At 71.7% G+C, this 20,268-nt stretch carries 20 protein-coding genes, 1 tRNA gene and 1 pseudogene; 11 read left to right on the top strand and 11 right to left on the bottom strand.

Annotated elements, in window-relative coordinates; all coding sequences use genetic code 11:
- The first annotated feature begins 48 nt into the window (after positions 1–48).
- A complete protein-coding gene (locus ACGFIQ_RS04920) occupies positions 49–1,380 on the top strand; it encodes an NAD(P)/FAD-dependent oxidoreductase (RefSeq protein ID WP_393239262.1) in 1,332 nt (443 codons plus the stop codon).
- 21 nt (positions 1,381–1,401) lie between these two features.
- On the opposite strand, the gene ACGFIQ_RS04915 is transcribed toward ACGFIQ_RS04920, so the two are convergent.
- Complete coding sequence (locus tag ACGFIQ_RS04915; protein WP_393239259.1) at positions 1,402–3,261, bottom strand: hypothetical protein; 1,860 nt, start codon at positions 3,259–3,261, stop codon at positions 1,402–1,404.
- A gap of 101 nt (positions 3,262–3,362) precedes the next feature.
- Between ACGFIQ_RS04915 and ACGFIQ_RS04910 the strand changes: the two genes are divergently transcribed.
- From ACGFIQ_RS04910 to ACGFIQ_RS04895, 4 genes are all read left to right on the top strand, one after another.
- A tRNA-Leu gene (locus ACGFIQ_RS04910) sits at positions 3,363–3,443 on the top strand.
- 108 nt (positions 3,444–3,551) lie between these two features.
- Positions 3,552–4,367, top strand: coding sequence for a Bax inhibitor-1/YccA family protein (locus ACGFIQ_RS04905; protein ID WP_393239256.1), 816 nt, complete (start codon positions 3,552–3,554; stop codon positions 4,365–4,367).
- Positions 4,368–4,518: 151 nt separating this feature from the next.
- Positions 4,519–5,277: a Bax inhibitor-1/YccA family protein gene (locus ACGFIQ_RS04900; RefSeq protein WP_357078945.1), complete on the top strand. Its 759-nt coding sequence runs from the start codon at positions 4,519–4,521 to the stop codon at positions 5,275–5,277.
- A 188-nt stretch (positions 5,278–5,465) separates the two neighbouring features.
- Positions 5,466–5,786, top strand: a complete 321-nt coding sequence (locus tag ACGFIQ_RS04895) for a hypothetical protein (RefSeq protein WP_393239251.1) — start codon at positions 5,466–5,468, stop codon at positions 5,784–5,786.
- A gap of 252 nt (positions 5,787–6,038) precedes the next feature.
- Here the strand turns inward: ACGFIQ_RS04895 and ACGFIQ_RS04890 are convergent, their stop codons facing one another.
- The 3 genes from ACGFIQ_RS04890 to ACGFIQ_RS04880 all read right to left on the bottom strand — a co-directional run bounded on the left by ACGFIQ_RS04890 (position 6,039) and on the right by ACGFIQ_RS04880 (position 9,228).
- Positions 6,039–7,301, bottom strand: a complete 1,263-nt coding sequence (locus tag ACGFIQ_RS04890; protein WP_393239249.1) for an acetyl-CoA C-acetyltransferase — start codon at positions 7,299–7,301, stop codon at positions 6,039–6,041.
- 68 nt (positions 7,302–7,369) lie between these two features.
- A complete protein-coding gene (locus ACGFIQ_RS04885) occupies positions 7,370–8,182 on the bottom strand; it encodes an SGNH/GDSL hydrolase family protein (RefSeq protein ID WP_393239247.1) in 813 nt (270 codons plus the stop codon).
- Positions 8,179–9,228: an SGNH/GDSL hydrolase family protein gene (locus ACGFIQ_RS04880; protein WP_393239245.1), complete on the bottom strand. Its 1,050-nt coding sequence runs from the start codon at positions 9,226–9,228 to the stop codon at positions 8,179–8,181. Before ACGFIQ_RS04880 ends, ACGFIQ_RS04885 begins: the two co-directional genes overlap by 4 nt.
- A 150-nt stretch (positions 9,229–9,378) precedes the next feature.
- On the opposite strand from ACGFIQ_RS04880, the gene ACGFIQ_RS04875 reads away from it, so the two are divergent.
- Together ACGFIQ_RS04875 and ACGFIQ_RS04870 are read left to right on the top strand one after the other, a co-directional pair.
- The gene (locus ACGFIQ_RS04875; protein WP_393239242.1) at positions 9,379–9,735 is read left to right on the top strand and encodes a YkvA family protein; all 357 of its coding nucleotides are present in this window, start codon (positions 9,379–9,381) and stop codon (positions 9,733–9,735) included.
- A 72-nt stretch (positions 9,736–9,807) separates the two neighbouring features.
- Positions 9,808–11,178 (top strand): cystathionine beta-synthase, encoded by a 1,371-nt coding sequence (locus ACGFIQ_RS04870; RefSeq protein ID WP_393239239.1) that lies wholly within the window; start codon positions 9,808–9,810, stop codon positions 11,176–11,178.
- A 174-nt stretch (positions 11,179–11,352) separates the two neighbouring features.
- Here the strand turns inward: ACGFIQ_RS04870 and ACGFIQ_RS04865 are convergent, their stop codons facing one another.
- Together ACGFIQ_RS04865 and ACGFIQ_RS04860 are read right to left on the bottom strand one after the other, a co-directional pair.
- Positions 11,353–11,862, bottom strand: a complete 510-nt coding sequence (locus ACGFIQ_RS04865) for a GNAT family N-acetyltransferase (protein WP_393239236.1) — start codon at positions 11,860–11,862, stop codon at positions 11,353–11,355.
- Positions 11,859–12,788: a ribonuclease Z gene (locus tag ACGFIQ_RS04860; protein ID WP_393239233.1), complete on the bottom strand. Its 930-nt coding sequence runs from the start codon at positions 12,786–12,788 to the stop codon at positions 11,859–11,861. Before ACGFIQ_RS04860 ends, ACGFIQ_RS04865 begins: the two co-directional genes overlap by 4 nt.
- Positions 12,789–13,643: 855 nt before the next feature.
- On the opposite strand from ACGFIQ_RS04860, the gene ACGFIQ_RS04855 reads away from it, so the two are divergent.
- Complete coding sequence (locus tag ACGFIQ_RS04855; RefSeq protein WP_393239230.1) at positions 13,644–13,862, top strand: GntR family transcriptional regulator; 219 nt, start codon at positions 13,644–13,646, stop codon at positions 13,860–13,862.
- Between the two features lie 19 nt (positions 13,863–13,881).
- Here the strand turns inward: ACGFIQ_RS04855 and ACGFIQ_RS04850 are convergent.
- From ACGFIQ_RS04850 to ACGFIQ_RS04830, 5 genes and pseudogenes are all read right to left on the bottom strand, one after another.
- Positions 13,882–14,009: pseudogene (locus ACGFIQ_RS04850) on the bottom strand (peptide-methionine (S)-S-oxide reductase); the annotation flags it as partial.
- A gap of 29 nt (positions 14,010–14,038) precedes the next feature.
- Positions 14,039–14,692 (bottom strand): nucleotidyl transferase AbiEii/AbiGii toxin family protein, encoded by a 654-nt coding sequence (locus tag ACGFIQ_RS04845; RefSeq protein WP_393239227.1) that lies wholly within the window; start codon positions 14,690–14,692, stop codon positions 14,039–14,041.
- A gap of 3 nt (positions 14,693–14,695) precedes the next feature.
- Positions 14,696–15,037: a hypothetical protein gene (locus ACGFIQ_RS04840; RefSeq protein WP_393239222.1), complete on the bottom strand. Its 342-nt coding sequence runs from the start codon at positions 15,035–15,037 to the stop codon at positions 14,696–14,698.
- A 40-nt stretch (positions 15,038–15,077) separates the two neighbouring features.
- Positions 15,078–15,740 (bottom strand): peptide-methionine (S)-S-oxide reductase MsrA, encoded by a 663-nt coding sequence (gene msrA / locus ACGFIQ_RS04835; RefSeq protein ID WP_393239219.1) that lies wholly within the window; start codon positions 15,738–15,740, stop codon positions 15,078–15,080.
- 76 nt (positions 15,741–15,816) lie between these two features.
- Positions 15,817–16,239: an HIT family protein gene (locus ACGFIQ_RS04830; RefSeq protein ID WP_393239216.1), complete on the bottom strand. Its 423-nt coding sequence runs from the start codon at positions 16,237–16,239 to the stop codon at positions 15,817–15,819.
- 250 nt (positions 16,240–16,489) lie between these two features.
- On the opposite strand from ACGFIQ_RS04830, the gene ACGFIQ_RS04825 reads away from it, so the two are divergent.
- From ACGFIQ_RS04825 to ACGFIQ_RS04815, 3 genes are all read left to right on the top strand, one after another.
- Positions 16,490–17,539: a YncE family protein gene (locus ACGFIQ_RS04825; RefSeq protein WP_393239213.1), complete on the top strand. Its 1,050-nt coding sequence runs from the start codon at positions 16,490–16,492 to the stop codon at positions 17,537–17,539.
- A 112-nt stretch (positions 17,540–17,651) separates the two neighbouring features.
- The gene (locus tag ACGFIQ_RS04820; RefSeq protein ID WP_393239210.1) at positions 17,652–18,794 is read left to right on the top strand and encodes a cystathionine gamma-synthase; all 1,143 of its coding nucleotides are present in this window, start codon (positions 17,652–17,654) and stop codon (positions 18,792–18,794) included.
- 12 nt (positions 18,795–18,806) lie between these two features.
- The gene (locus ACGFIQ_RS04815) at positions 18,807–20,216 is read left to right on the top strand and encodes an amidase (RefSeq protein ID WP_393239207.1); all 1,410 of its coding nucleotides are present in this window, start codon (positions 18,807–18,809) and stop codon (positions 20,214–20,216) included.
- Positions 20,217–20,268: the final 52 nt, after the last annotated feature.

The following is a 20,268-nucleotide window of genomic DNA, read 5'->3' as shown; positions in this document are numbered from 1 at the left end:
GGGGGCGCGAGCGGCATTACCCGAGCCGGCCGGGGAAAGATAGACAACGTGAATCCGAAGCGGATCCTTGTGGTTGGTGCCGGGCACGTCGGTCTCTACGCGGCGCTGCGCCTGTCGAAGAAGCTCAGCTCCCGTGAGGCTGAGGTCATGGTGGTGGACCCCCAGCCACACATGACCTATCAGCCGTTCCTGCCCGAGGCCGCGGCGGGCAACATCTCCCCACGGCACTCCGTGGTGCCGCTGCGCCGCGAGTTGCGCCGGTGCAAGATGGTGGCCGGCACGGTCACGCGGATCGAGCACGACCGCAAGGTGGCCACCGTCCAGCCGATCAGCGGCCCGGCCCGGGAGATCCCGTACGACCACGTGGTCGTCGCCCCGGGGTCGGTCTCCCGCACCCTGCCGATCCCCGGCCTGCACGAGCAGGGCATCGGGTTCAAGACCATCGGCGAGGCGATCTACCTGCGCAACCACGTACTGGACCGGCTCGACGTGGCGGCCGCCACACCGGATCCGGACGTCCGCCGTTCCGCGCTGACCTTCACCTTCGTCGGCGGTGGGTACGCCGGCATCGAGGCGCTCGCCGAGATGGAGGACATGGCGCGCGACGCCCTGCGCTACTACCCGGAGCTGAAGCAGGACGAGGTGCGCTGGGTGCTGGTCGAGGCGACCCAGCGGGTGCTGCCCGAGGTCGACCGGGACATGGGCGCCTACACCGTCCAGCAGCTGCTGAAGCGCAACATGGACATCCGGCTGGACACCCGGCTCGAGTCCTGCGTCGACGGGCTGGTCAAGCTCTCCGACGGTGACAGCTTCCGGTCCGACACGATCGTCTGGACGGCCGGCGTGAAGCCGTCGCCGATGCTGGACGCGACGGACTTCCCGCGCGACGACCGTCGGCGGATCACCTGCCTGCCCACTCTCCAGGTGGTCGACGGCGACCGGTTGGTCGAGGGCGCCTGGAGCGCCGGCGACTGCGCCGCCGTACCGGACCTCACCAAGGAGCCGGGTAACTTCTGCTCGCCGAGCGCGCAGCACGCGGTGCGTCAGGCCGCCCGGATGGCCGACAACATCGTGGCCGTGATCCGTGGCCGCGAGCCGGTCAACTACAAGCACAAGCACGTGGGCAGCGTCGCGAGCCTCGGCCTGCACAAGGGCGTCGCCCAGGTGTACGGGATCAAGATGACCGGATGGCCGGCCTGGGTCATGCACCGGACGTACCACATGAGCCGGATCCCGTCGTTCAACCGCAAGGTCCGGGTCGTGGTGGACTGGTCGCTGGCGTTCTTCCTCAAGCGTGAGGTGGTCGCCCTGGGGCAGCTGCACGACCCGCGCGAGGAGTTCGTCGAGGCGTCCCAGCCAGCCGGCGCCCCCCGCGTCTGACCCGCCCCGCCCTGACGGGGGTCAGACGCGCCAGACCCACACGTCGGCTACTCGGGTCGCGGGGCCGTAGAGCTGCTCCAGGGTGTTTCGCAGGCTCTCCACGTGCGGGGCGTCGTCGGCGAGCGCCACGCAGGAGGCACCCCAGAAGTCCGCGTCCCGGGCGGCCTGGCGGCGTTGCTCGTCGCCGATGGCCGGCTGGTCACCGCGCCGGGCCACGTCCGCCAGCAGAGCCGAGGTGGGCTGCTTGAACGTGCCCATCGCCGCGGTGCCACCCCGCCCGTACGGGCCGATGAAGAACCCCTCGGGCAGGCCGAAGGCGGCGTTGGCGGCGGTCGACCAGCGCATCGGCCCGGGTTCCCTGGGCGTGGGCAGCGGCACCGGCACCAACACCCCGCCGGGGCGTACGCACTGCCGCCAGTGCCCGCCGGTGACGAACTCCGGCACGGCGGGCCGTTCGATCGTCGGCAGGGGAGTCGGGAAGATCGGCAGCAGCGCCGCGCCGACGGCCAGTGGCACCAGCCGCCGCGCCCGACCGGTGCCGCGCAGGGCCCGGTCGACCGCCAGCACCAGCAGCGTCGCGACGATCGGCAGCACCGCCAGCGCGAACCGCATCGGCAACGCGCCGTCCACCACCGGTAACCCGCCGATCAGGGCGTACGGGCCGGGAAGTGCCGTCCGGGTGCCGCCGAGCACCACCTCGGGGCCGAGCGAGAGCGTGCCCATCACCAGGCCCGCCACCACGCAGGCGAAGACCAGCCGGCGTCGCCCGACCCAGACCGCGCAGGCCACGGCGGCCAGCAGGAGAGGCCAGCCGAGAAAGGTGTTGTACTCGGCCGGACCGGTGGTCAGCCGGGCGGACTCGGCGCTGCCGGCCACCGACAGTGGGGAAACCGCCCACCAGCTGCCCAGGTCGGCGGAGAAGTTCGCCGGCCTGAACAGTCCGTCGGCAACACCCTGTGGCCCGGCGAACTGGAACCACAGCGGATAGGCGAGCACCAGCAGGGCGAGCCCGGCGGCGACCGCCAGCCCACCGGCGAAGCCGGGTAGTACGCGCCGAGCCAACTCCCGGTCCGCAACGGCGTAGCCGATCGCCATCAGCAGCAGCGTGAGCGCGGTGAGGAACAGCACCTCCTCGCCGATGAAGACCTGCGCGCTGACCGCGCCGGCCAGCCCCGCCGCCGAGGTGAACATCCGCCGGCGGTCCGGCCCGACGGGCTGGGCCCGATCGGTTCCGTCGGGTGCCGCCGGACCCGGGTCGGCTGCCCGCAGCAGGCGGACCACCAGCCAGACGATCACCGGCACCAGCCACTGGGCGGTCATGTGCAGGTGGCTGTTGGTCTGCGAGACCATGCCGGGGCCGAACCCGCACAGCCCGCCGCCGAGCGCGGCAGCGAGCCGGCGGGCGCGCAGCGTCCGGTGGAACAGCAGGTACCAGGCGAGAGCGGTGCCGGCGAGGTTGGCGGCGGCGAGCAGCGCGAAGCTGACCGGTGCGCCCAGCAGCAGGGTGACCGGCGCGACGGCGATGCCGAGCGCGATCACCGTGGTGTTGGCCATCAGGTTGACGCCGTCGGGCGCGTTGAGTCGGTCGGTGAGCAGGTGGAAATCGCCGAGCAGCGCGCGGGCGTCGACCGTCAGGAACCACTCGTAGAGGGTCTGGTCCTCCGGGTTGAGCGCCAGGGTGCGGCCGGCCGGATCGGGCCACAGCCCGTGGGTGAGCCAGCCGGCGAGCACCACCCAGACCAGAGCGACGAGCAGATCGGCACGGTGCCGGTTGACGGCGGCCAGCAGCCGGGCGACGCGGTCCCGACGGTCGACCCGACCAGCGAGGCGGAGGGCCCGCTCAGGGGCGGCGTCGGGGGCCGTGGGGGCTGCGCTGCTCACGGCCTCGACCCTAATGTGGCAAGCCCTGCTGGGTACGTCGGGACGCCGCCAACCCGCTACGGTGACACTGCACCGTGCGTGTCGGCGCGCCGGTGCCACCTGCCCGGGTGGTGGAAAGGCAGACACGGCCGCCTTAAAAGCGGCTGCCGCAAGGCGTGCGGGTTCGACCCCCGCCCCGGGCACCCAACCAGCTCGACCCATTCTCATTCGCGATCACCAGTACTTGGCTGTGCCGTTTACTCTTGAAGGGCACGTTCACGTGCTAACGACCCCCTGAGGGAGGCCAGACAGTGAAGACCTCGAACCCGGTGCTCGCCCGGCTCGGCCAGGCGGCCGAGCGGGAGCGCTCCGCCGGGTACGCCCCGGCCGGGCCGTACGGACAGCCCGGCATTCCCCAGCAGTACCCGTCCCAGGCCGGTTACCCGGCCGCGCCGCCCACCGTGGCGCCGATGACTGTCGACGACGTCGTCGTCAAGACCGTCGCTCTCCTCGGCATCCTCGGCATCACCGCCGCGGCAGCCTGGGTGCTCGTGCCCGACTCGTTGGTCGGCACCGCCTGGATCGGCGCGGCAGTGGTCGGCCTCGTCCTCGGCCTGATCATCTCGTTCTCCCGGATGGCCAACCCGGCGCTCGTCATCGTGTACGCGGTGGTCGAGGGCGTCTTCGTCGGCATGGTCAGCAAGGCGTTCGAGACGGCGTACGACGGCATCGTGCTCCAAGCCGCCGCCGCCAGCTTCGGCATCTTCTTCCTGATGGCGATGCTCTACCGGGCGAAGGTCATCCGGGCCACCCCGGCGTTCGTCAAGGGCATGATCGCGGTGATGGTCGGCCTCTTCGCGGTCATGCTGATCAACCTGGTGCTGGCGCTGTTCGGCGTCAACACGGGTCTGCGCGACGGCAGCCCGCTGGCCATCGGCTTCAGCCTGGTCTGCATCGTGGTCGCCTCGCTGAGCTTCGTGCTCAGCTTCAAGGAGATCGAGGACGGCGTCCGGATGGGCCTGCCGCAGCGCTACTCCTGGACTGCCGCGTTCGGCATCCTGGTCAGCCTGGTCTGGCTCTACATCGAGATCCTGCGCCTGCTGAGCTACTTCCAGGGCGACGACTGACCTCGTCCGCACTGCCGACCGGCGCCCGCTCCCGCTTCGGTGGGGGCGGGCGCCGTCGTCGGCGCCGTTTCCCCGCCGCCGCCGGTCCGTCCGGGGCAGAGTGACTGCGAGGGCACCCGCCCTGCGGGGTACGCGGGCGAAGGAGGCGGCGGTGCGCAGCAACAACCCGGTGCTCAACCGGCTGGACGAGACCGGCCGGGTGGAGGCTCGGGTGCTCGGTGCCCGCGACGTCGAGCCCATGACCGTCGACGACGTGGTGACCCGTACCGTCGGACTGCTGTTGGTCACCGGCGTGGCCGCGGCGGTGTCCTGGGCGGTGATCCCCGACGCGGCCTGGCTTGGCGCCGCGCTGGCCGGCAGCGCGCTCGCCTCGATCGCGCTGGTCCTGGTCATCTCGTTGCGAGGCATCACCAACCCGGTGCCGATCGTCGGTTACGCCGTGCTCCAGGGCCTGCTGCTGGGGGTGGCGAGCCGCACCTTCGAGCAGGTCTACCCGGGCATCGTGGTGCAGGCGGTGGCCGGCACGTTCGGCGTCTTCCTCGGCATGGCGGCGCTCTACCGTGCCCGGGTGATCCGGGCGACGCCCCGGCTGGCCCGCCTGGTGATCGGGACGCTGCTCGGGATCGCCGTGCTCAGCGTGGTCAACCTGGTGTCGTACCTGATCTCCGGCCGGCCGGGTCTGGAGGTCTACAGCGTCAGTGGGCAGGTGGGCTGGCTCCCGTACGCCTTCTCGGTGGTGGCCATCATCGCCGGGGCATTCAGCTTCATCCTGGACTTCGACCTCGTCGAGCGGTCGGTGCGCGACGGTCGACCCCGCCGGTACGCGTGGCTGAGCGCGTTCGGCCTGCTCACCGGGCTGGTCTTCCTGTACTGGCAGCTGCTACGGCTGCTCAGCTACCTACGCCGCTGACCGCCCCGGCGCGGCCTGCCCCGCCTGGCCCGGTCCCGGCCTGGCCCGGTCCCGGCCCGCCCCCGCTCGGCCGGATGATCGACTCGGTTTTCATGAAGTCGGGGTGTCCCGGTCGCGGTGATGCCACGGTTTTCAGGAAGTCGAGTCGATCTCGGGCGACGCGTCGGCCGGCCGTAGACTCGGTGCCGATGAGCGCAGCAGAGTTGGACCAGGCCGTGCGGTTGCTGGTCGGTCAGGTCGGGCACTGGCAGCAGCCACGGTGGGCGGCGGTCGCGACCACCGGCAACGTGCCCCGCGCCGACCTGGTGCACCGTCTGGTGCAGGAGGTCGCCAACCTGGCCGCCGACGCCGAGGGGCAGCCACGCCGGGTGGTGCCCCGGCTCGACAACGACCTGGCCCTGCCCGATCAGCTACGGGTGGTGGCCGCCGACCTGATGGCCGTCGGAGCCGACGACGAGGTGCTGGCGCGGGCCGCCGCCGAGGTGACGGCGACCCGCGGCGTGCTCTGAGCCTCACCCGCGACCCACGGCGTGCTCTGCGGCCCACCCCGCGACCCACGGCGTGCTCTGCGGCCCACCCCGCGACCCGCGGTGCTCGAAGGCCCACCCCGCGACCCACGGCGTGCTCTGCGGCCCACCCCGCGACCCGCGGTGCTCGAAGGCCCATCCCGCGACCCGCGGCGTGCTCTGCGGCCCACCCCGCGAGCTGCGATGCGCTCGAAGGTCCACCCGGGCGAGCCGCGGGGCGGGCCCGGCGTCAGCTCAGCTCAGCCGTTCGAGCACCATGGCCATGCCCTGGCCGCCGCCCACGCACATGGTCTCCAGGCCGATGGTCTTGTCGTGCCACTCCAGGGCGTTGAGCAGGGTGCCGGTGATCCGGGCGCCGGTCATGCCGAACGGGTGGCCGACCGCGATCGCGCCGCCCATCACGTTCAGCTTCTCCTCTGGGATGCCCAACTGGCGGTAGGACGGGATGACCTGCGCGGCGAACGCCTCGTTGATCTCGACGAGGTCGACGTCGTCGATGGTCATGCCGGCGCGGCGCAGCGCCTGCCGGGACGCCTCGACCGGCCCGAGGCCCATGATCTCCGGCGACAGCGCGGTCACACCTGTCGAGACGATCCGGGCGAGGGGGGTCAGCCCCAACTCCTCGGCCCGCTGGGCGCTCATCACCACCACGGCGGCCGCGCCGTCGTTGAGCGGGCAGCAGTTGCCCGCGGTGATCCGACCATCCGGGCGGAACACCGGCTTCAGGCCGGAGACCGCGTCGAGCGTCACACCGGCGCGGGGGCCGTCGTCGGTGCTCACCACGGTGCCGTCGGGCGTGGTGACCGGGGTGATCTCCCGGGCCCAGAAGCCGTCGGCGATGGCCTTCTCGGCGAGGTTCTGGCTGCGTACGCCGAACTCGTCCATGTCGGCGCGGGTCACGTCGTACACCTGGGCCAGGTTTTCCGCGGTCTGCCCCATGGTCAGGTAGATGTCCGGCAGCTCACCGGCCTCGCGCGGGTCGGTCCACACCTCGGCGCCGCCCTGGGCGCGGCGCTTCGAGCGCTCGCCGGCTGAGCCGAAGCGCGGATTTTCCCAGCTGCCGCCGACCAGGGCCTGCGCCTCGGGAGGCAACCCGTCGGAGTTGCCCCGGGCGTAACGGGAGACCATCTCCACACCGGCGGAGACGAACACGTCACCCTCGCCGGCCCGGATCGCGTGCATCGCCATCCGGGTGGTCTGCAACGACGACGCGCAGTAGCGGGTCAGCGTCGCACCGGGCACCGTGTCCAGACCGAGCAGGGTGGACACCACCCGGGCCATGTTGAAGCCCTGCTCGCCCCCGGGCAGGCCGCACCCGAGGTAGAGGTCGTCGATCGTGGTCGGGTCGAGCTGGGGGATCTTGTCCAGGGCCGCCTGGACGATTGTCGCGGCGAGGTCGTCGGAGCGGACGTCGCGCAGGGACCCCTTGTGCGCCCGGCCGATGGGGGAGCGGGCGGTGGCGACGATGACGGCGTCGCGGGACGACTCAATCGGCATGAGCCAACGTTAACCCGCCAGTAACATTGCGCGGAAGAAGCCGGCACGGCGGGAAATGTCACCCCTGACTAGCGTCGGGTCGCGACCGCCGCCGCGGCGACGATGGCGGGCAGCAACGCGTGCGCCCACACCCGGTAGCCGTCGGCCGACGGGTGGAAGCCGTCGTGGCAGAGCGTCCCCGCGTCGGCCCGGAACACCGGCCCGGTCTCGGCGGCGAGGTCCACCACCGAGCCACCGGCGTCCAGCACGGCTGCGGTCTGCGCGCGGGCCATCCGACGCCCCGACCAGCCGACCACCTGGCGCAGCGGCGGCGCGATGGCACGCACCGCGCCGAGGTCGGGGCAGGTGCCCACCACCACCTCGACCCGCGCCTCACGCAGCCGGTGCACCGCCGCGGCGAGATAGGCCGAGGCGTCCGCGGGTCGGCGCAACCCGGTGGCGTCGTTCGCGCCGATCAGAATCAACGCCACGTCGGGCCGCTCACCGAGCAGAGCCCGAGCCACCTGGGTGGCCAGGTCGGTCGAGCGGGAACCGGAGACGCCGACGCTGGACAGGTGCACGCGCCGGCCGCTCGGACCCTCGGCGAGCAGGTGGGCCAACTGCCCACCGATGGTGTCCTCGAGACGGTCGACACCCACCCCCAGCGCGGACGAGTCGCCGAGCAGCACCAGCCGCAGCGGCGGGGCACCCGCCCGGCCGATCGTGGCCCGCAGGGCCAACCCCAGCTCCGGTTGGGCGTAGCGCCGGTGCCGGGCGACGAACGCCTCACCGGCCAGGACGGCGGCCCCACCGACGGTGCCGGCGAGCAGCGAGAACGCCGCCGCCCGACCCAGCCGGCCGGCGAGGCCGGTGATCACGCCCCGCTCGCTGCGCTCGTTCATGCCAGTCCCTCCACTGTCGAGGTGTCCGGGGCGGACCCGTGCTGCGGCACCGCGCCGACACCGAAGAACGCCCGGCGGCGCAACTGCGCCCACCGGCCGGCCGGCCCCCGGTCACGGCCCCGGACCTGGGTGCCGCTGACCTCGGTGCCGGCGTGCCGGGCCGCCTCCTGCGCGGCCTCCGGCAGCGACCGTACGCCCTCTGCCCACGTCGGCGTGGCCCGTCGTTCCTGCCCTGCGCCGAGCGCGGACAGCATCGTCGGCAGGAGTGCGGCGGCGGCCATCGCGTACCCCTCGGCGGAGGGATGGAAGCGGTCCCAGGCGAACATCCGGGTCGGTTCCGCCACGAACCGGGGGCCAAGGAGATCACCGAGGGAGACCGTCCAGCCGCCCGCCTCGACCACCGCGACCGTCTGGGCGGCCGCGAGTTGGCGGCTCCACCGGTGCGCCAACCACCGCAGCGGAGGCTGGATCGGGCGGATCGCACCCAGGTCGGGGCAGGTGCCGACGACCACCTCGCACCCGGCGTCGCGCAGCCTGCGCACCGCCTCGACGAGATAGCGCACCGCCAGCCCGCGCGGGGTTCGGTTGGTGATGTCGTTGCCGCCGATGAGGATCACCGCGATGTCGGGTCGGCACTCCAGCGCCGCCTCGACCTGGTGGCGCAGCGCCGCGGAGATGGCACCGACCACCGCGAAGCGGTGCAGTTGCACCGGCCGGTGCAGTCGACGGGACAGGCCGGTGGCGAGCAGCGCCCCGGGCGTCTCCCGACGGCGGTGCACCCCGTAGCCGGCAGCCGACGAGTCACCAAGGACGACCATGGTGAGCGCCGGGCCGGGGAACTTCGCGCCGTAGATCCCGTCGCAGCGCGGTGGCGGCGCCTCGGCCATCGGGATGGTGCGCCGGGCCTGTCGGGCCTGACCGAGCAGCACCCCGCCGGTCGCCACCACGGCCGCCGCGGTGGCGCCCGTCCCGATCGCGGCCAGGCGGGCGAAGCGCCAGGTCTGCCGCCAGCGCTCACCGGGTACGACGGAATCAGCCACCCCCATACCGCGACATTATCGCGCCGCCCCGACACGCCGCTGTCGTCGTGACGGCACCCGGGTGCCTGGAAACCGACGCGGCGGGGTATCTCTGCGGCAGAGGCCGGCCGATTTGCGCCGACCCGCCACGCTGATCCGGCGGAGAGGAGCGCGACGATGGGTAAGACACTGAAGCGCAGCGCGGCGTTCACGGCCCTGGCGCGGGCACTGATGGCCGGGGCACGCGGGGGGCCGTCGCTGGGCACCCGGCTGGCCGCCCTGCCCCGGATGATCCGGGCCACCACCAGGGGCGAGTACGACGGCGGCCTCCGGTTGGCCCTGATGACGGCGGCGACGGCGTACATCGTCTCGCCCATCGACCTGCTCCCGGAGATCCCGCTGGCGATCTTCGGGCTGGCCGACGACGCGGTCATGATCACGTGGTTGGCGGGCAGTGTGCTCGCCGAGACCGACAGGTTCCTGGAGTGGGAGGCGGCGCGCAGCTCGGTCATCCCCGGGGGCCTGGTGCCCTGACGACACGTACGCTGGGCGACGAGGAAACGTCTGCCCGGCCGCCGTTGCCGGTGCCGCAACGAAGGGCACACCGTGCAGTACTACGACAACGTCGTCGACATGATCGGCAACACTCCGCTGGTGCGTCTGCGTAACGTCACCGAGGGCATCCGGGCCACCGTGCTGGCCAAGGTGGAGTACGTCAACCCGGGCGGCTCGGTCAAGGACCGGATCGCGTTGCGGATGGTGGAGGACGCCGAGGCCGCCGGCCTGCTCAAGCCCGGCGGCACCATCGTCGAGCCGACAAGCGGCAACACCGGCGTCGGGCTGGCCCTGGTGGCCCAGCTCAAGGGCTACAAGTGCGTCTTCGTCTGCCCCGACAAGGTCAGCCAGGACAAGCAGGACGTGCTCCGGGCGTACGGCGCCGAGGTGGTGGTCTGCCCGACCGCCGTCGCCCCGGAGGACCCGCGCTCGTACTACAACGTCTCCGACCGGTTGACCCGGGAGATCCCCGGCGCCTGGAAGCCCGACCAGTACAGCAACCCGGCCAACCCGCGCTCGCACTACGAGACCACGGGACCGGAGCTGTGGAAGCAGACCGAGGGCGGGCTCACCCACTTCGTGACGGGCGTCGGCACCGGCGGCACCATCTCCGGCATCGGGCGGTACCTCAAGGAGGCGTCCGAGGGTCGGGTGCGCATCATCGGCGCCGACCCGGAGGGTTCGGTCTACTCCGGCGGCACCGGCCGTCCGTACCTGGTGGAGGGCGTCGGCGAGGACTTCTGGCCGGAGACGTACGACCAGGGTGTCGCCGACGAGATCGTCGAGGTCTCCGACAAGGCGTCCTTCGAGATGACCCGGCGGTTGGCCCGCGAGGAGGGGCTGCTGGTCGGCGGCTCCTGCGGGATGGCGGTGGTCGCCGCGCTGGAGGTCGCCCGCAAGGCCGGCCCGGACGACGTGGTGGTGGTGCTGCTGCCCGACGGCGGCCGGGGCTACCTTTCCAAGATCTTCAACGACTCGTGGATGGCCCGGTACGGCTTCCTCGACAACTCCGGCGCCGAGCCGACGGTGGCCGACGCGCTGGCCAGCAAGCCGGGCGGGCTGCCGGAGCTGGTGCACGTGCACCCGACCGAGACCGTCCGCGACGCGATCGACTACATGCGCGAGTACGGCGTCTCGCAGCTGCCGGTGCTCAAGGCCGAGCCGCCGGTGGTGACCGGTGAGGTGGCCGGCTCGATCGCCGAGCGGGACCTGCTCGACGCGCTCTTCACCGGCCAGGCGCACCTGCACGACACCATCGAGCGGCACATGGGCGACCCGCTGCCGATGATCGGCGGTGGTCAGCCGGTGAGCGAGGCGGTGGGCATGCTGGAGAAGTCCGACGCCGCCCTGGTCCTGGTCGACGGCAAGCCCAAGGGAGTCCTCACCCGCCAGGACCTCCTGGCCCACCTGGGCGCCCGCTAGACCCCCACTCCCGCCCCCACCCCGCACCCCCACCCCACGCCTGGTCGATCAAGGAGTTGTGGTGGTGTGCAATACGGGCACCCGTGCCCAAAGCGCCCACCACAACTCCATGATCGACAGGGCTGGGGCTGGGCTGGGGTGGGGCAGGGCTGGGGGTGGGTGGGGTGGGGTTGGTTAGAGGGGGCGGGTGTAGCGGAGCTGGCGGGTTTGTGCTGATCCGATCGCCTCGTCCCGCTCGTCGCCGGTCGGGGTCCAGCCACCGCGCTCGTAGAAGGCGCGGGCGTGCGCGTTCTGGGCCAGCACCCAGAGCGCCGCGCGACGCCAACAACGGGCCCGCATGGCGTCCAGGGCGTCCACCATGAGCGCGCGGCCGGTGCCCCGGCCCTGCTCGGCCGGGTCGAGATGGATCGCGTTGAGCAGCCCGGTGGCCGGGTCGCCCTCGTCGTCCGGGCCCAGGTGGCTGAACCCGGCCAGCGCCCCGGCCCGCTCGGCCACAATCATCCGGTGGGTGTCCCGCTCCCACTGCCACCGCTCCGCCCAGTACCGCCCCATCGCCTCAGGTGTCGGGTCGGCCAACGCGTCGGCGGGGAGGAAGGCGGAGTAGGCGGCGACCCGGGAGCGCTGGTGTAGGGCCCCCACCGCCATCATGTCGGCAGCAGTCGCGGGGCGGAGCGTGACGGTCACCCGGCCGAGGCTACCCGGCGAGGTGGGAGCTGCACCGTGGTCAGATCCTCGGCGATGATCAGATCACCGTCGAAGTGTGCGCGCGCCTCGTCGTGAAACCGGCGCGGGTCGGGGTAGCGCTGGGAGAAGTGGGTGAGCACGAGCCGGCGTACCCCGGACTCGGTGGCCACCCGCGCGGCCTGCGCCGCGGTCAGGTGGCCGACCTCGGCGGCCAGCGCGGCCTCCGACTCCAGGAACGTCGACTCGATGACCAGCAGGTCGGCGTGCTCGGCGAGGGCGTAGACCCCGTCGCACAGGCCGGTGTCCATCACGAACGCGAACCGCTGCCCCGGCCGGGGCACGCTCACCTCGTCGCGGGTGACGCGACGCCCGTCGAGGTCGAGGTGCCCGACGCGGATCAGCTCGCCGACGGCCGGCCCACTGATGCCGTACGCGGACAGCCGCTCCGGCAGCATCCGGTGCCCGTCCGGCTCGACAAGCCGATAACCGTACGTCTCGATGGGGTGCCGCAGCCGGCGTGCCTCCAGCGTGCCGCAGCGCAGGGCGATCCGCTGCCCGTCCTCCTCGATCGGGGTGACCTGAAGCTCGGCGGTCTCGTGGAAGGAGGTCGCGTGCCGGAGACGGGCGAAGTACTCGGCGCCGCCGGCCGGAAAGTGCACGGCGACCGGGTGCGGAACCCGGTCCAGGGAGAGGCGCTGGATGGTGCCGGGCAGGCCGAGGCAGTGGTCCCCGTGGAAGTGGGTGACACAGATCCGGGTCAGGTCGGTGGCCGTGACGGTGGTGTAGAGGAACTGGCGTTGGCTGCCCTCGCCCGGGTCGAAGAGGATCACCTCGTCGTCCCAGCGCAGCACGTACCCGTTGTGGTTGCGCTGACGGGTTGGCGCCTGGCTGGCCGTTCCGAGGATCACCAGCTCGCGCATGGACATCGCCGCTCCCCCGGATATGGAGCGACCCCCGGGGCGCTCCGCGCTGGTGCGCGGGCCGGCTGGACTTGGCCGGCACCCCGGGGGTCGGGTGGCTGTCGTGGATTCGCCGCACCGCTGCCACACGGTCTCGACGATGGTGCTGGTGCCCGCCTTGCGGCGGACCGATCACTGTCGAGGACAGCGGCTAGCTGACAGCCACCTCACGAGTCCGATTGCTATACAAGTCTGGACCACCTCCTTTCACGTGTACGGCCACGTTATCGAGTCTCCGGCGGGGTCTGCAACGGATTTCGATCACAGGGCCAAACGGGAATGCCCAGCCAGGTGTCAACCGGCTCAGGGGTGGTCGTCAGGACGCGTCACGTCGCGGAGTTGGCTGCCCGCGCCGTGAGCGCTCGCCGCGTACCCGCCAGCCAGGGCGAAGTCACTGCGGCCGGCCGCAGCGAAGGCGGGCTAGCGTGCCGGCCGTAGCTGCGTCCGCGCGCAGCGTTTCTGGTGATCGCCGACAACTTCGGCAATCTCGCCGGGTGTCGTGGCTGTGTCTATCCGTAGCGCCCGCCAGCATTTGCCGCACGTAACCCGGCCGGTGATGACGAGGTTCCATGTCGACACCCCTAGATCAACTGGCACCCGTACCGGCTGATCGCCCCCCGCCCGCGCACTGAACATCGCTACTTCCTCCCATGGGAGGGGCGCCCGCGTGATCGGCGAGACCAGCGGACGCCCCTTGAGTGCAGCGACGGGCACCGATCCCGGATCCACTACCCATTACGCAGAATCGATATTAGTGCCAGTAGTGCCAGTAGGGCAATGGGTGTCAGTAGTCCCAGCTGTGGGTAGGCGCAGCCTGTGTGCGTGCCGATACCTCACACCGCGCATGAGATCGAGGCTGATCTGTTGCGGCGCATCAGCGCTGGCGAGTTTCCGCGCGGGCGGCGCCTCCCGACGTACGACGCGCTGGCCGATGAATACGGCTCGGCCCGACGCACCGTGGCGCGGGCTGTTGAGGGGTTGAAAGCGCGGGGAATCGTGGTCGGCGTCCGGGGGTCGGGCGTGTACGTCGCCGAGACGTAGCAGGCGCCGCCTCCGGCCCACCGCCGATTCGGGCCACGCTGACCGGCAGCTCACCCCGTTCGGGTCGTGGTTGCAGTAGCCGTTCGGGTTCTTCGTCGGGGCCAGGTACTGCTGGTGGTAGTCCTCAGCGAAGTAGTAGCTGCCGAGCCGGGCAGACGCGGCCTCAGCAACTGTGCCTACGGAGCGTCGGTGAGCTCGCGTCGCCAGTGCGCGAAACGCTCGCGAACAGCGGGTAGCTCGGCGGCTGGTACCCCGTAGCAGTCGAAGTCAGCGTCGGTGATCTGGGTCAACGCGCCCAGTGCGTCTGCGAAGGCGCGCGGCTCGAAGCCGGGGTCTGCGGCCGCGGCCAGTTCGAGCAGGCGTTTCCTCGTGTATCGGCCGCTGAGGAGGGCGGCGTCCACGTCGAGGAAATCTCGGGCTTCGGCGCGACCGAAGAGCGCGCACATCTTGTTGGCGACGGCGTCGTCGGGATGGAGAACAGGGCCGACGGCGGACATCACGGGGTCGTTCGCGCGCCAGTCCGCCGACATCTCCAGCTTGTCCGGCTCCCTTTCTGGCTCATTAAGATCCGCGACGAGCAGACGGGCGAACGTGTCATTCCGAATCAGGGCGGTGACCGCGTATCGGTGGTCTTCTAGAGCCGCGATGACGTTGTCGACCGCTTCCGGGAACGAGGCGCGAAGGTGCCAGGCCGTGAAGAGATCCACATCACCGCTGAGTCGATTGCCCATGCCGTGCGTGCTCACCGCGTAGCCACCGGCCAGGGCAAAGCCAAATCTGCCGGCCGCCGCGAGTGCGACTCTGGTGATCTTGATATGGCTCGGCAGCATCGTTCAGGCCGCGCGTCGAGGGGCGCTGCGGAGTTCGGGGAAGCGCTCTTCCCAAGCGCGGCGCACGGCTTGGGGCAACCACATCGACGGCCAGAGCTGGATCAGGGAGTCGCGACTGACGTAGGCGTAGAGGTCGGTCGAACTAGCGGCCTCGTTGAGAACCGTCCGGTACAGGTCGCCGATGCGCCCGGGCTGCGCAAGGTCGTAACGGGAGTTGCCGGACCACTTCAAGTGGCGTGGTAGAACTACCACCCCGGACGTGGGCCCGCGAAGCTGATCAAGGGTTTCGGGCACAACGACCGGCTTGGCGTAACCGTGCGGACGGCTAGCACTGTCGCCGCTCATCGTGCCCTCCCATGCGTCCGAATCAGGCTAACGCCTGGATTCAGCCGGCGGTACGGGCCACGCCGACCGGGCAGCTCAGCCCGTTCGGGCCGTGGTTGCAGTAGCCGTTCGGGTTCTTCGTCGGGGCCAGGTACTGCTGGTGGTAGTCCTCGGCGAAGTAGTAGCTGCCGAGCGGGGCGATCTCGGTCGTGATCTCACCCTTGCCAGCCCGCGTGACGATCGGCTGGAAGGCGTCCCGGGACGACTCGGCGACGGCCCGCTGCTCGTCGGTGGTCGTGTAGATCGCCGACCGGTACTGGGTGCCCACGTCGTTGCCCTGGCGCATGCCCTGGGTCGGGTCGTGGTTCTCCCAGAAGACCTTCAGTAGATCCTCATAGCTGATCTTGCTGGGGTCGTACACCACCTGGACGACCTCGGCGTGCCCGGTGCGGCCGGAACACGTCTCCTCGTACGTCGGGTTCTTGGTGCTGCCGCCCGCGTAGCCGGCGGAGGTGGTGTAGACGCCGGGCAGCGTCCAGAACAGCCGCTCGGCCCCCCAGAAACAGCCCATGCCGAAGACCGCGACCTGTAGGCCCTCCGGGAACGGGCCCTTCAGCGGGGTGCCCAGCACCTCGTGGCGATCGGCGATCGGCATGGCGATCGAGCGGCCAGGCAGGGCCTGGTCGGGCGAAACCATCTCGGCGTTCATGCGACGCAAAAACACGGTGGGGATCTCCTCTCGTACCTCTCCCAGCGTGTAACACCGGAGGGTCCAGCTTCCTTACCCGCGTGACAGTGAGTCAGGCCCCACCGGGGAGCGCCGCCGAGATCCGGTCCGCGTACGTTTGGGCCTCGGTGTCGTCGGCGTACCGGGTGCGTGGCCAGAAGAAGCCCCGCAACCCGTCGCCCTTCGTCCGCGGAACGACGTGTGTGTGCAGGTGGGGCACTGATTGGGACACCTTGTTGTTCATCGCCACGAACGTCCCACCGGCCCCGAGACCGGTCTCCACGGCCGCCGCCAGTCGCCGGACCAGCGCGAAGTAGCCGGGCAGCAGGTCCGCCGGCAACTCGGCAAGGGTCACCAGGTGGACTCGCGGCACCACCAGCACGTGCCCCTTGAACACCGGCCGGGTGTCCAGCAACGCCACGCCGTCCGGGGTGTCGGCGACCCGGAACGCCGGCACCTCACCCGCCACGATCCCGCAGAACACGCAACCGCTCATCGGCTCAGGCTATGCCGACGGTCCGACGGATCACGGTGCCCCCCACGCCGGCATCGACTGTGATAGTCATTGACCGGTCTGGATAAGCACACGGGGGCAACGTGCTGTCGCGACAGCGACGCCCGGCCAATCGGCCGAGGCGGGCTGTCGCCTGGACGGCGCCCTCACGGCGACGATCTGTTCCTTGCTGCGGCCTCAGGACCCCGGTCCGTCGTGGGTTCGGTTCGTCGACACTCCGAAAGGACGCACCTTGCAGATCAGAAGAGGTCCGACCCTGGCGCTGGCCGCCCTGACCGTCGGGCTGCTGACCGCCGCGATCTCGACCCCCGCCCAGGCGGCTCCCGCGCAGACGGCCACCCCGCTGTCGCTGCCGGGCGTTGCCGACGTGGTGTCGGCCGGCGACCGGGTCTTCGTCAGTGGCGGCTACTCCTCGACCGAGGTCGTGGTGACCAGCGCGACAGGGGCGGTGGTCGGCACCCTGTCCGGGCTGCCCGGCCCCAGCGACCTGCTGCTCAGCGCCGACCGGCAGACGCTCTACGTGGCGCTGCCCAGCGCCAACGCCATCGCCGCCTTCAACACCGGGTCGCTGACCGAGTCGGCCCGGTACGACACCGGCGCGGGGGAGTGCCCGTCGTCGCTCGCGTTGACCGGGCGGTACCTGTGGTTCGGCTACGGCTGTGACCAGTGGGGCGGCAACATCGGCCGGATCGACCTGGGCCGGCAACCGGCCGTGGTGACCACCGGGGTGGCCACCGGTCAGGACTTCTACGACGCCCCGCTGCTGACCGCCGCCAGCCAGAACCGTTCGGTGCTGCTGGCCGGGCAGCCCGGGTTGAGCCCCGCGTCGGTGTACGCGTACACCATCGGCACCGGGGGCGCACTGAGCGCGCCCAGGGAGAACGACTTCATGGCGGTCGGCAGCAACCTGCGCGATGTCGCGCTCGACCCCACCGGCACCACCGTCTTCACCGCCTCCGGTGCGCCGTACGTGGTGCAGGCGTTCCCGTTCGCCGACATCAGCACCCCGTCCGCGACCTATCCCACCGGTGCGTACCCGAATGCGGTCGAGGTGTCCCGCGACGGCACCAGGATCGCCGGCGGGGCGGACGCCACCTATGACCCGGACGTGTTCGTCTTCCGGGTCGACGGCACCGAGCTGGCCCACTTCGAGCTGAACGACGACCTCAGCCCGGGCGCGCTGGCCTGGGCGCCGAACGGAGCCCGGCTCTACGCGGTCTCCTACGACTGGACCGGGGCCCACCCGGTCACCCTGCACGTCCTGCCCGTTCCGGCCGGCTGACCGGCCCGCCGACCCCTGGTCGGCCAGCGCGGGGCCGGGCCGGACGGTCCGGCCCCGCCGGGGAGAGCGGGTTCCGTTCCGGCCATCTCGGACGGGCACTAGCCTCACCAGAATGAACCACGGCTTCGAGACGCTCGCCATCCACGCCGGTCAGGACCCCGAGGCGCGGACCGGTGCGGTGATCCCACCGATCTACCAGACCAGCACGTACGCCCAGGACGCCGTCGGCGTGCCCCGGCTCGGCTACGAGTACAGCCGCTCCGGCAACCCGACCCGGGACGCCCTCCAGGAGTGCCTGGCGGCGCTGGAGGGCGGGTCGGTGGGGCTCGCCTTCGCCAGCGGCCTGGCGGCGGAGGACGCCCTGCTGCGGGCCGTGTGCCAACCGGGCGACCACGTGGTGATCCCGGACGACGCGTACGGCGGCACGTACCGGCTCTTCGCCCGGGTCGCCCAGCGCTGGGGCCTGGAGTTCACCCCGGCCAAGGTCTCCGACGCGGCCGCGATCCGGGCCGCCGTGCAACCCGGCCGCACGAAGATCGTCTGGCTGGAGACGCCGACCAACCCGCTGCTCGGCATCGCCGACATCGCCGCCCTGGCCGCCGTGGCACACGACGCGGGCGCACTGCTGGTGGTGGACAACACCTTCGCCTCGCCGTACCTGCAACAGCCGATCGCGTTCGGCGCGGACGTGGTGGTGCACTCCACCACCAAGTACATCGGCGGGCACTCGGACGTGGTCGGCGGTGCGCTGGTCGTCGCGGACGCCGCGCTCGGCGAGGAACTGCGCTACCACCAGAACGCGATGGGCGCGATCAACGGCCCCTTCGACGCCTGGCTCACCCTGCGCGGCATCAAGACCCTCGGGGTACGCATGGACCGGCACTGCGACAACGCCGAGCGGCTCGCCGCGTACCTCGACGGGCACGCCGAGGTGGCCCAGGTGCTCTACCCCGGGCTGCCGTCGCACCCCGGTCACGAGGTGGCCGCCAAGCAGATGCGCCGGTTCGGGGGCATGATCTCGTTCCGCGCCGCCGGTGGGGAGGACCACGCGGTGGACATCTGCAACCGCACCAAGCTCTTCGTGCTCGCCGAGTCGCTGGGCGGTGTGGAATCCCTGATCGAGCACCCGGGTCGGATGACACACGCAAGTGCTGCCGGCTCGCCGCTTGAAGTTCCCGGCGATCTCGTGCGACTGTCTGTCGGCATCGAGACGGTCGACGACCTACTCGCCGATCTGGAGCAGGCGCTGGGCTGACCGCTGGGAAGGATGGCCGTGCAGGACATCATGGCGACCTGGGTCGGAGCGACCGCCAAGCAGATCGCCCGAGGCGTACGCCGGGGTGACGTGTCGGCCACGCAGGTCGTCGCCGACCACCTGGAATACATCTCCCGTGCCGACGGTGAGCTGGCGGCGTTCCGCGCCGTACGCGGCGGCGAGGCGATCACCGAGGCGGAGAAGGTCGACGAGCAGGAAGACCTGGCCAACCTGCCACTGGCCGGGGTGCCGGTGGCGGTCAAGGAGAACACTCCGGTCGCCGGTCTGCCCACCTGGAACGGGTCGGCGGCGGCACGCAGCGACGTCGCGGAGGCCGACCACGAGGTGGTACGCCGGCTACGCGGCGCCGGCGCGGTGATCCTCGGTGTGACCCGGATGCCGGAGCTGGGGCTGTGGGCGGTCACCGACGACGACAACGCGGTGACCCGCAATCCGTGGGACAGCACGCGTACCCCCGGCGGTTCCTCCGGCGGCGCGGCCGCCGCGGTGGCCGCCGGGCTGGTGCCGATCGCGCACGCCAACGACGGTCTCGGCTCGATCCGGACCCCGGCCGCCTGTTGCGGGTTGGTCGGGCTCAAGCCCGGCCGGGGCGTGGTGCCCTGCCAGCTCGGCGCGGACGACTGGTTCGGCCTGACCGAGCACGGCGTGCTGACCAGCACGGTCGCCGACGCCGCGGTGGGTTTCTCGGTGCTCGCCGGTCGGCGTCCCGAGAAGCTGGTCCCGCCGCAGCGGCTGCGGGTGGGTGTCTCACTGCGTTCCCCGGTGCGGGGTGTCGCACCGGACGCGCCCAACCGGGACGCGGTCGCCGCCGCCGGTCGGCTGCTCGCCGCCGCCGGGCACGACACGGTGCCCGCCGATCCGGTCTATCCCACCGCGCTGGGTCTACAGGGCATCGCCACCTGGCTCGCCGCCGCCGCCACCGACGTGCGGGCCGCCGGGTTGGACCGCCGTGGCCTGCAACGGCGTACCCGGCGGCACGTCGCGTTGGGGGAGTGGGCACAGCGTCGCGGCTACGTGCGGGAGGCGGACCGGGCCGCGTGGCGGCAGCGGTCGGTCGACTTCTTCACCGACCACTCGGTCGACCTGCTGCTCACCCCGGCGCTGGCGACCGCGCCTCCGGAGGCGGCACGCTGGTCGGAGCGGTCCTGGCGGGCGAACATGACAGCCAGCATCCGGTACGCCCCGTACGGCGCACCGTGGAACATCGCCGGCCTGCCGGCGATCGTGGTGCCGGTCGGCCGCCGCCCGGACGGCCTGCCGGTCGCCGTGCAGATCGTCGGTCCGCCCGGCTCGGAGCTGCTGCTGCTCGGTGTGGCCGGCCAGTTCGAGATGGCCGCCCCGTGGGCACGCCACGCCCCTGGTTACCCCCGGGTCGGAACGGGGTCGCCGGCGGTCGCATGATCGTCTACGGTGTGCGCGCATCGTCGCGCGGACCCGGGGGGCTGTCATGCAC

Origin of the sequence: Micromonospora sp. NPDC048898 (assembly GCF_043198035.1) — a bacterium.
Lineage (GTDB): Bacteria > Actinomycetota > Actinomycetes > Mycobacteriales > Micromonosporaceae > Micromonospora.
The sequence above is the reverse complement of the archived record's forward strand: the minus strand, read 5'-3'. Positions and strand labels throughout refer to the sequence as shown.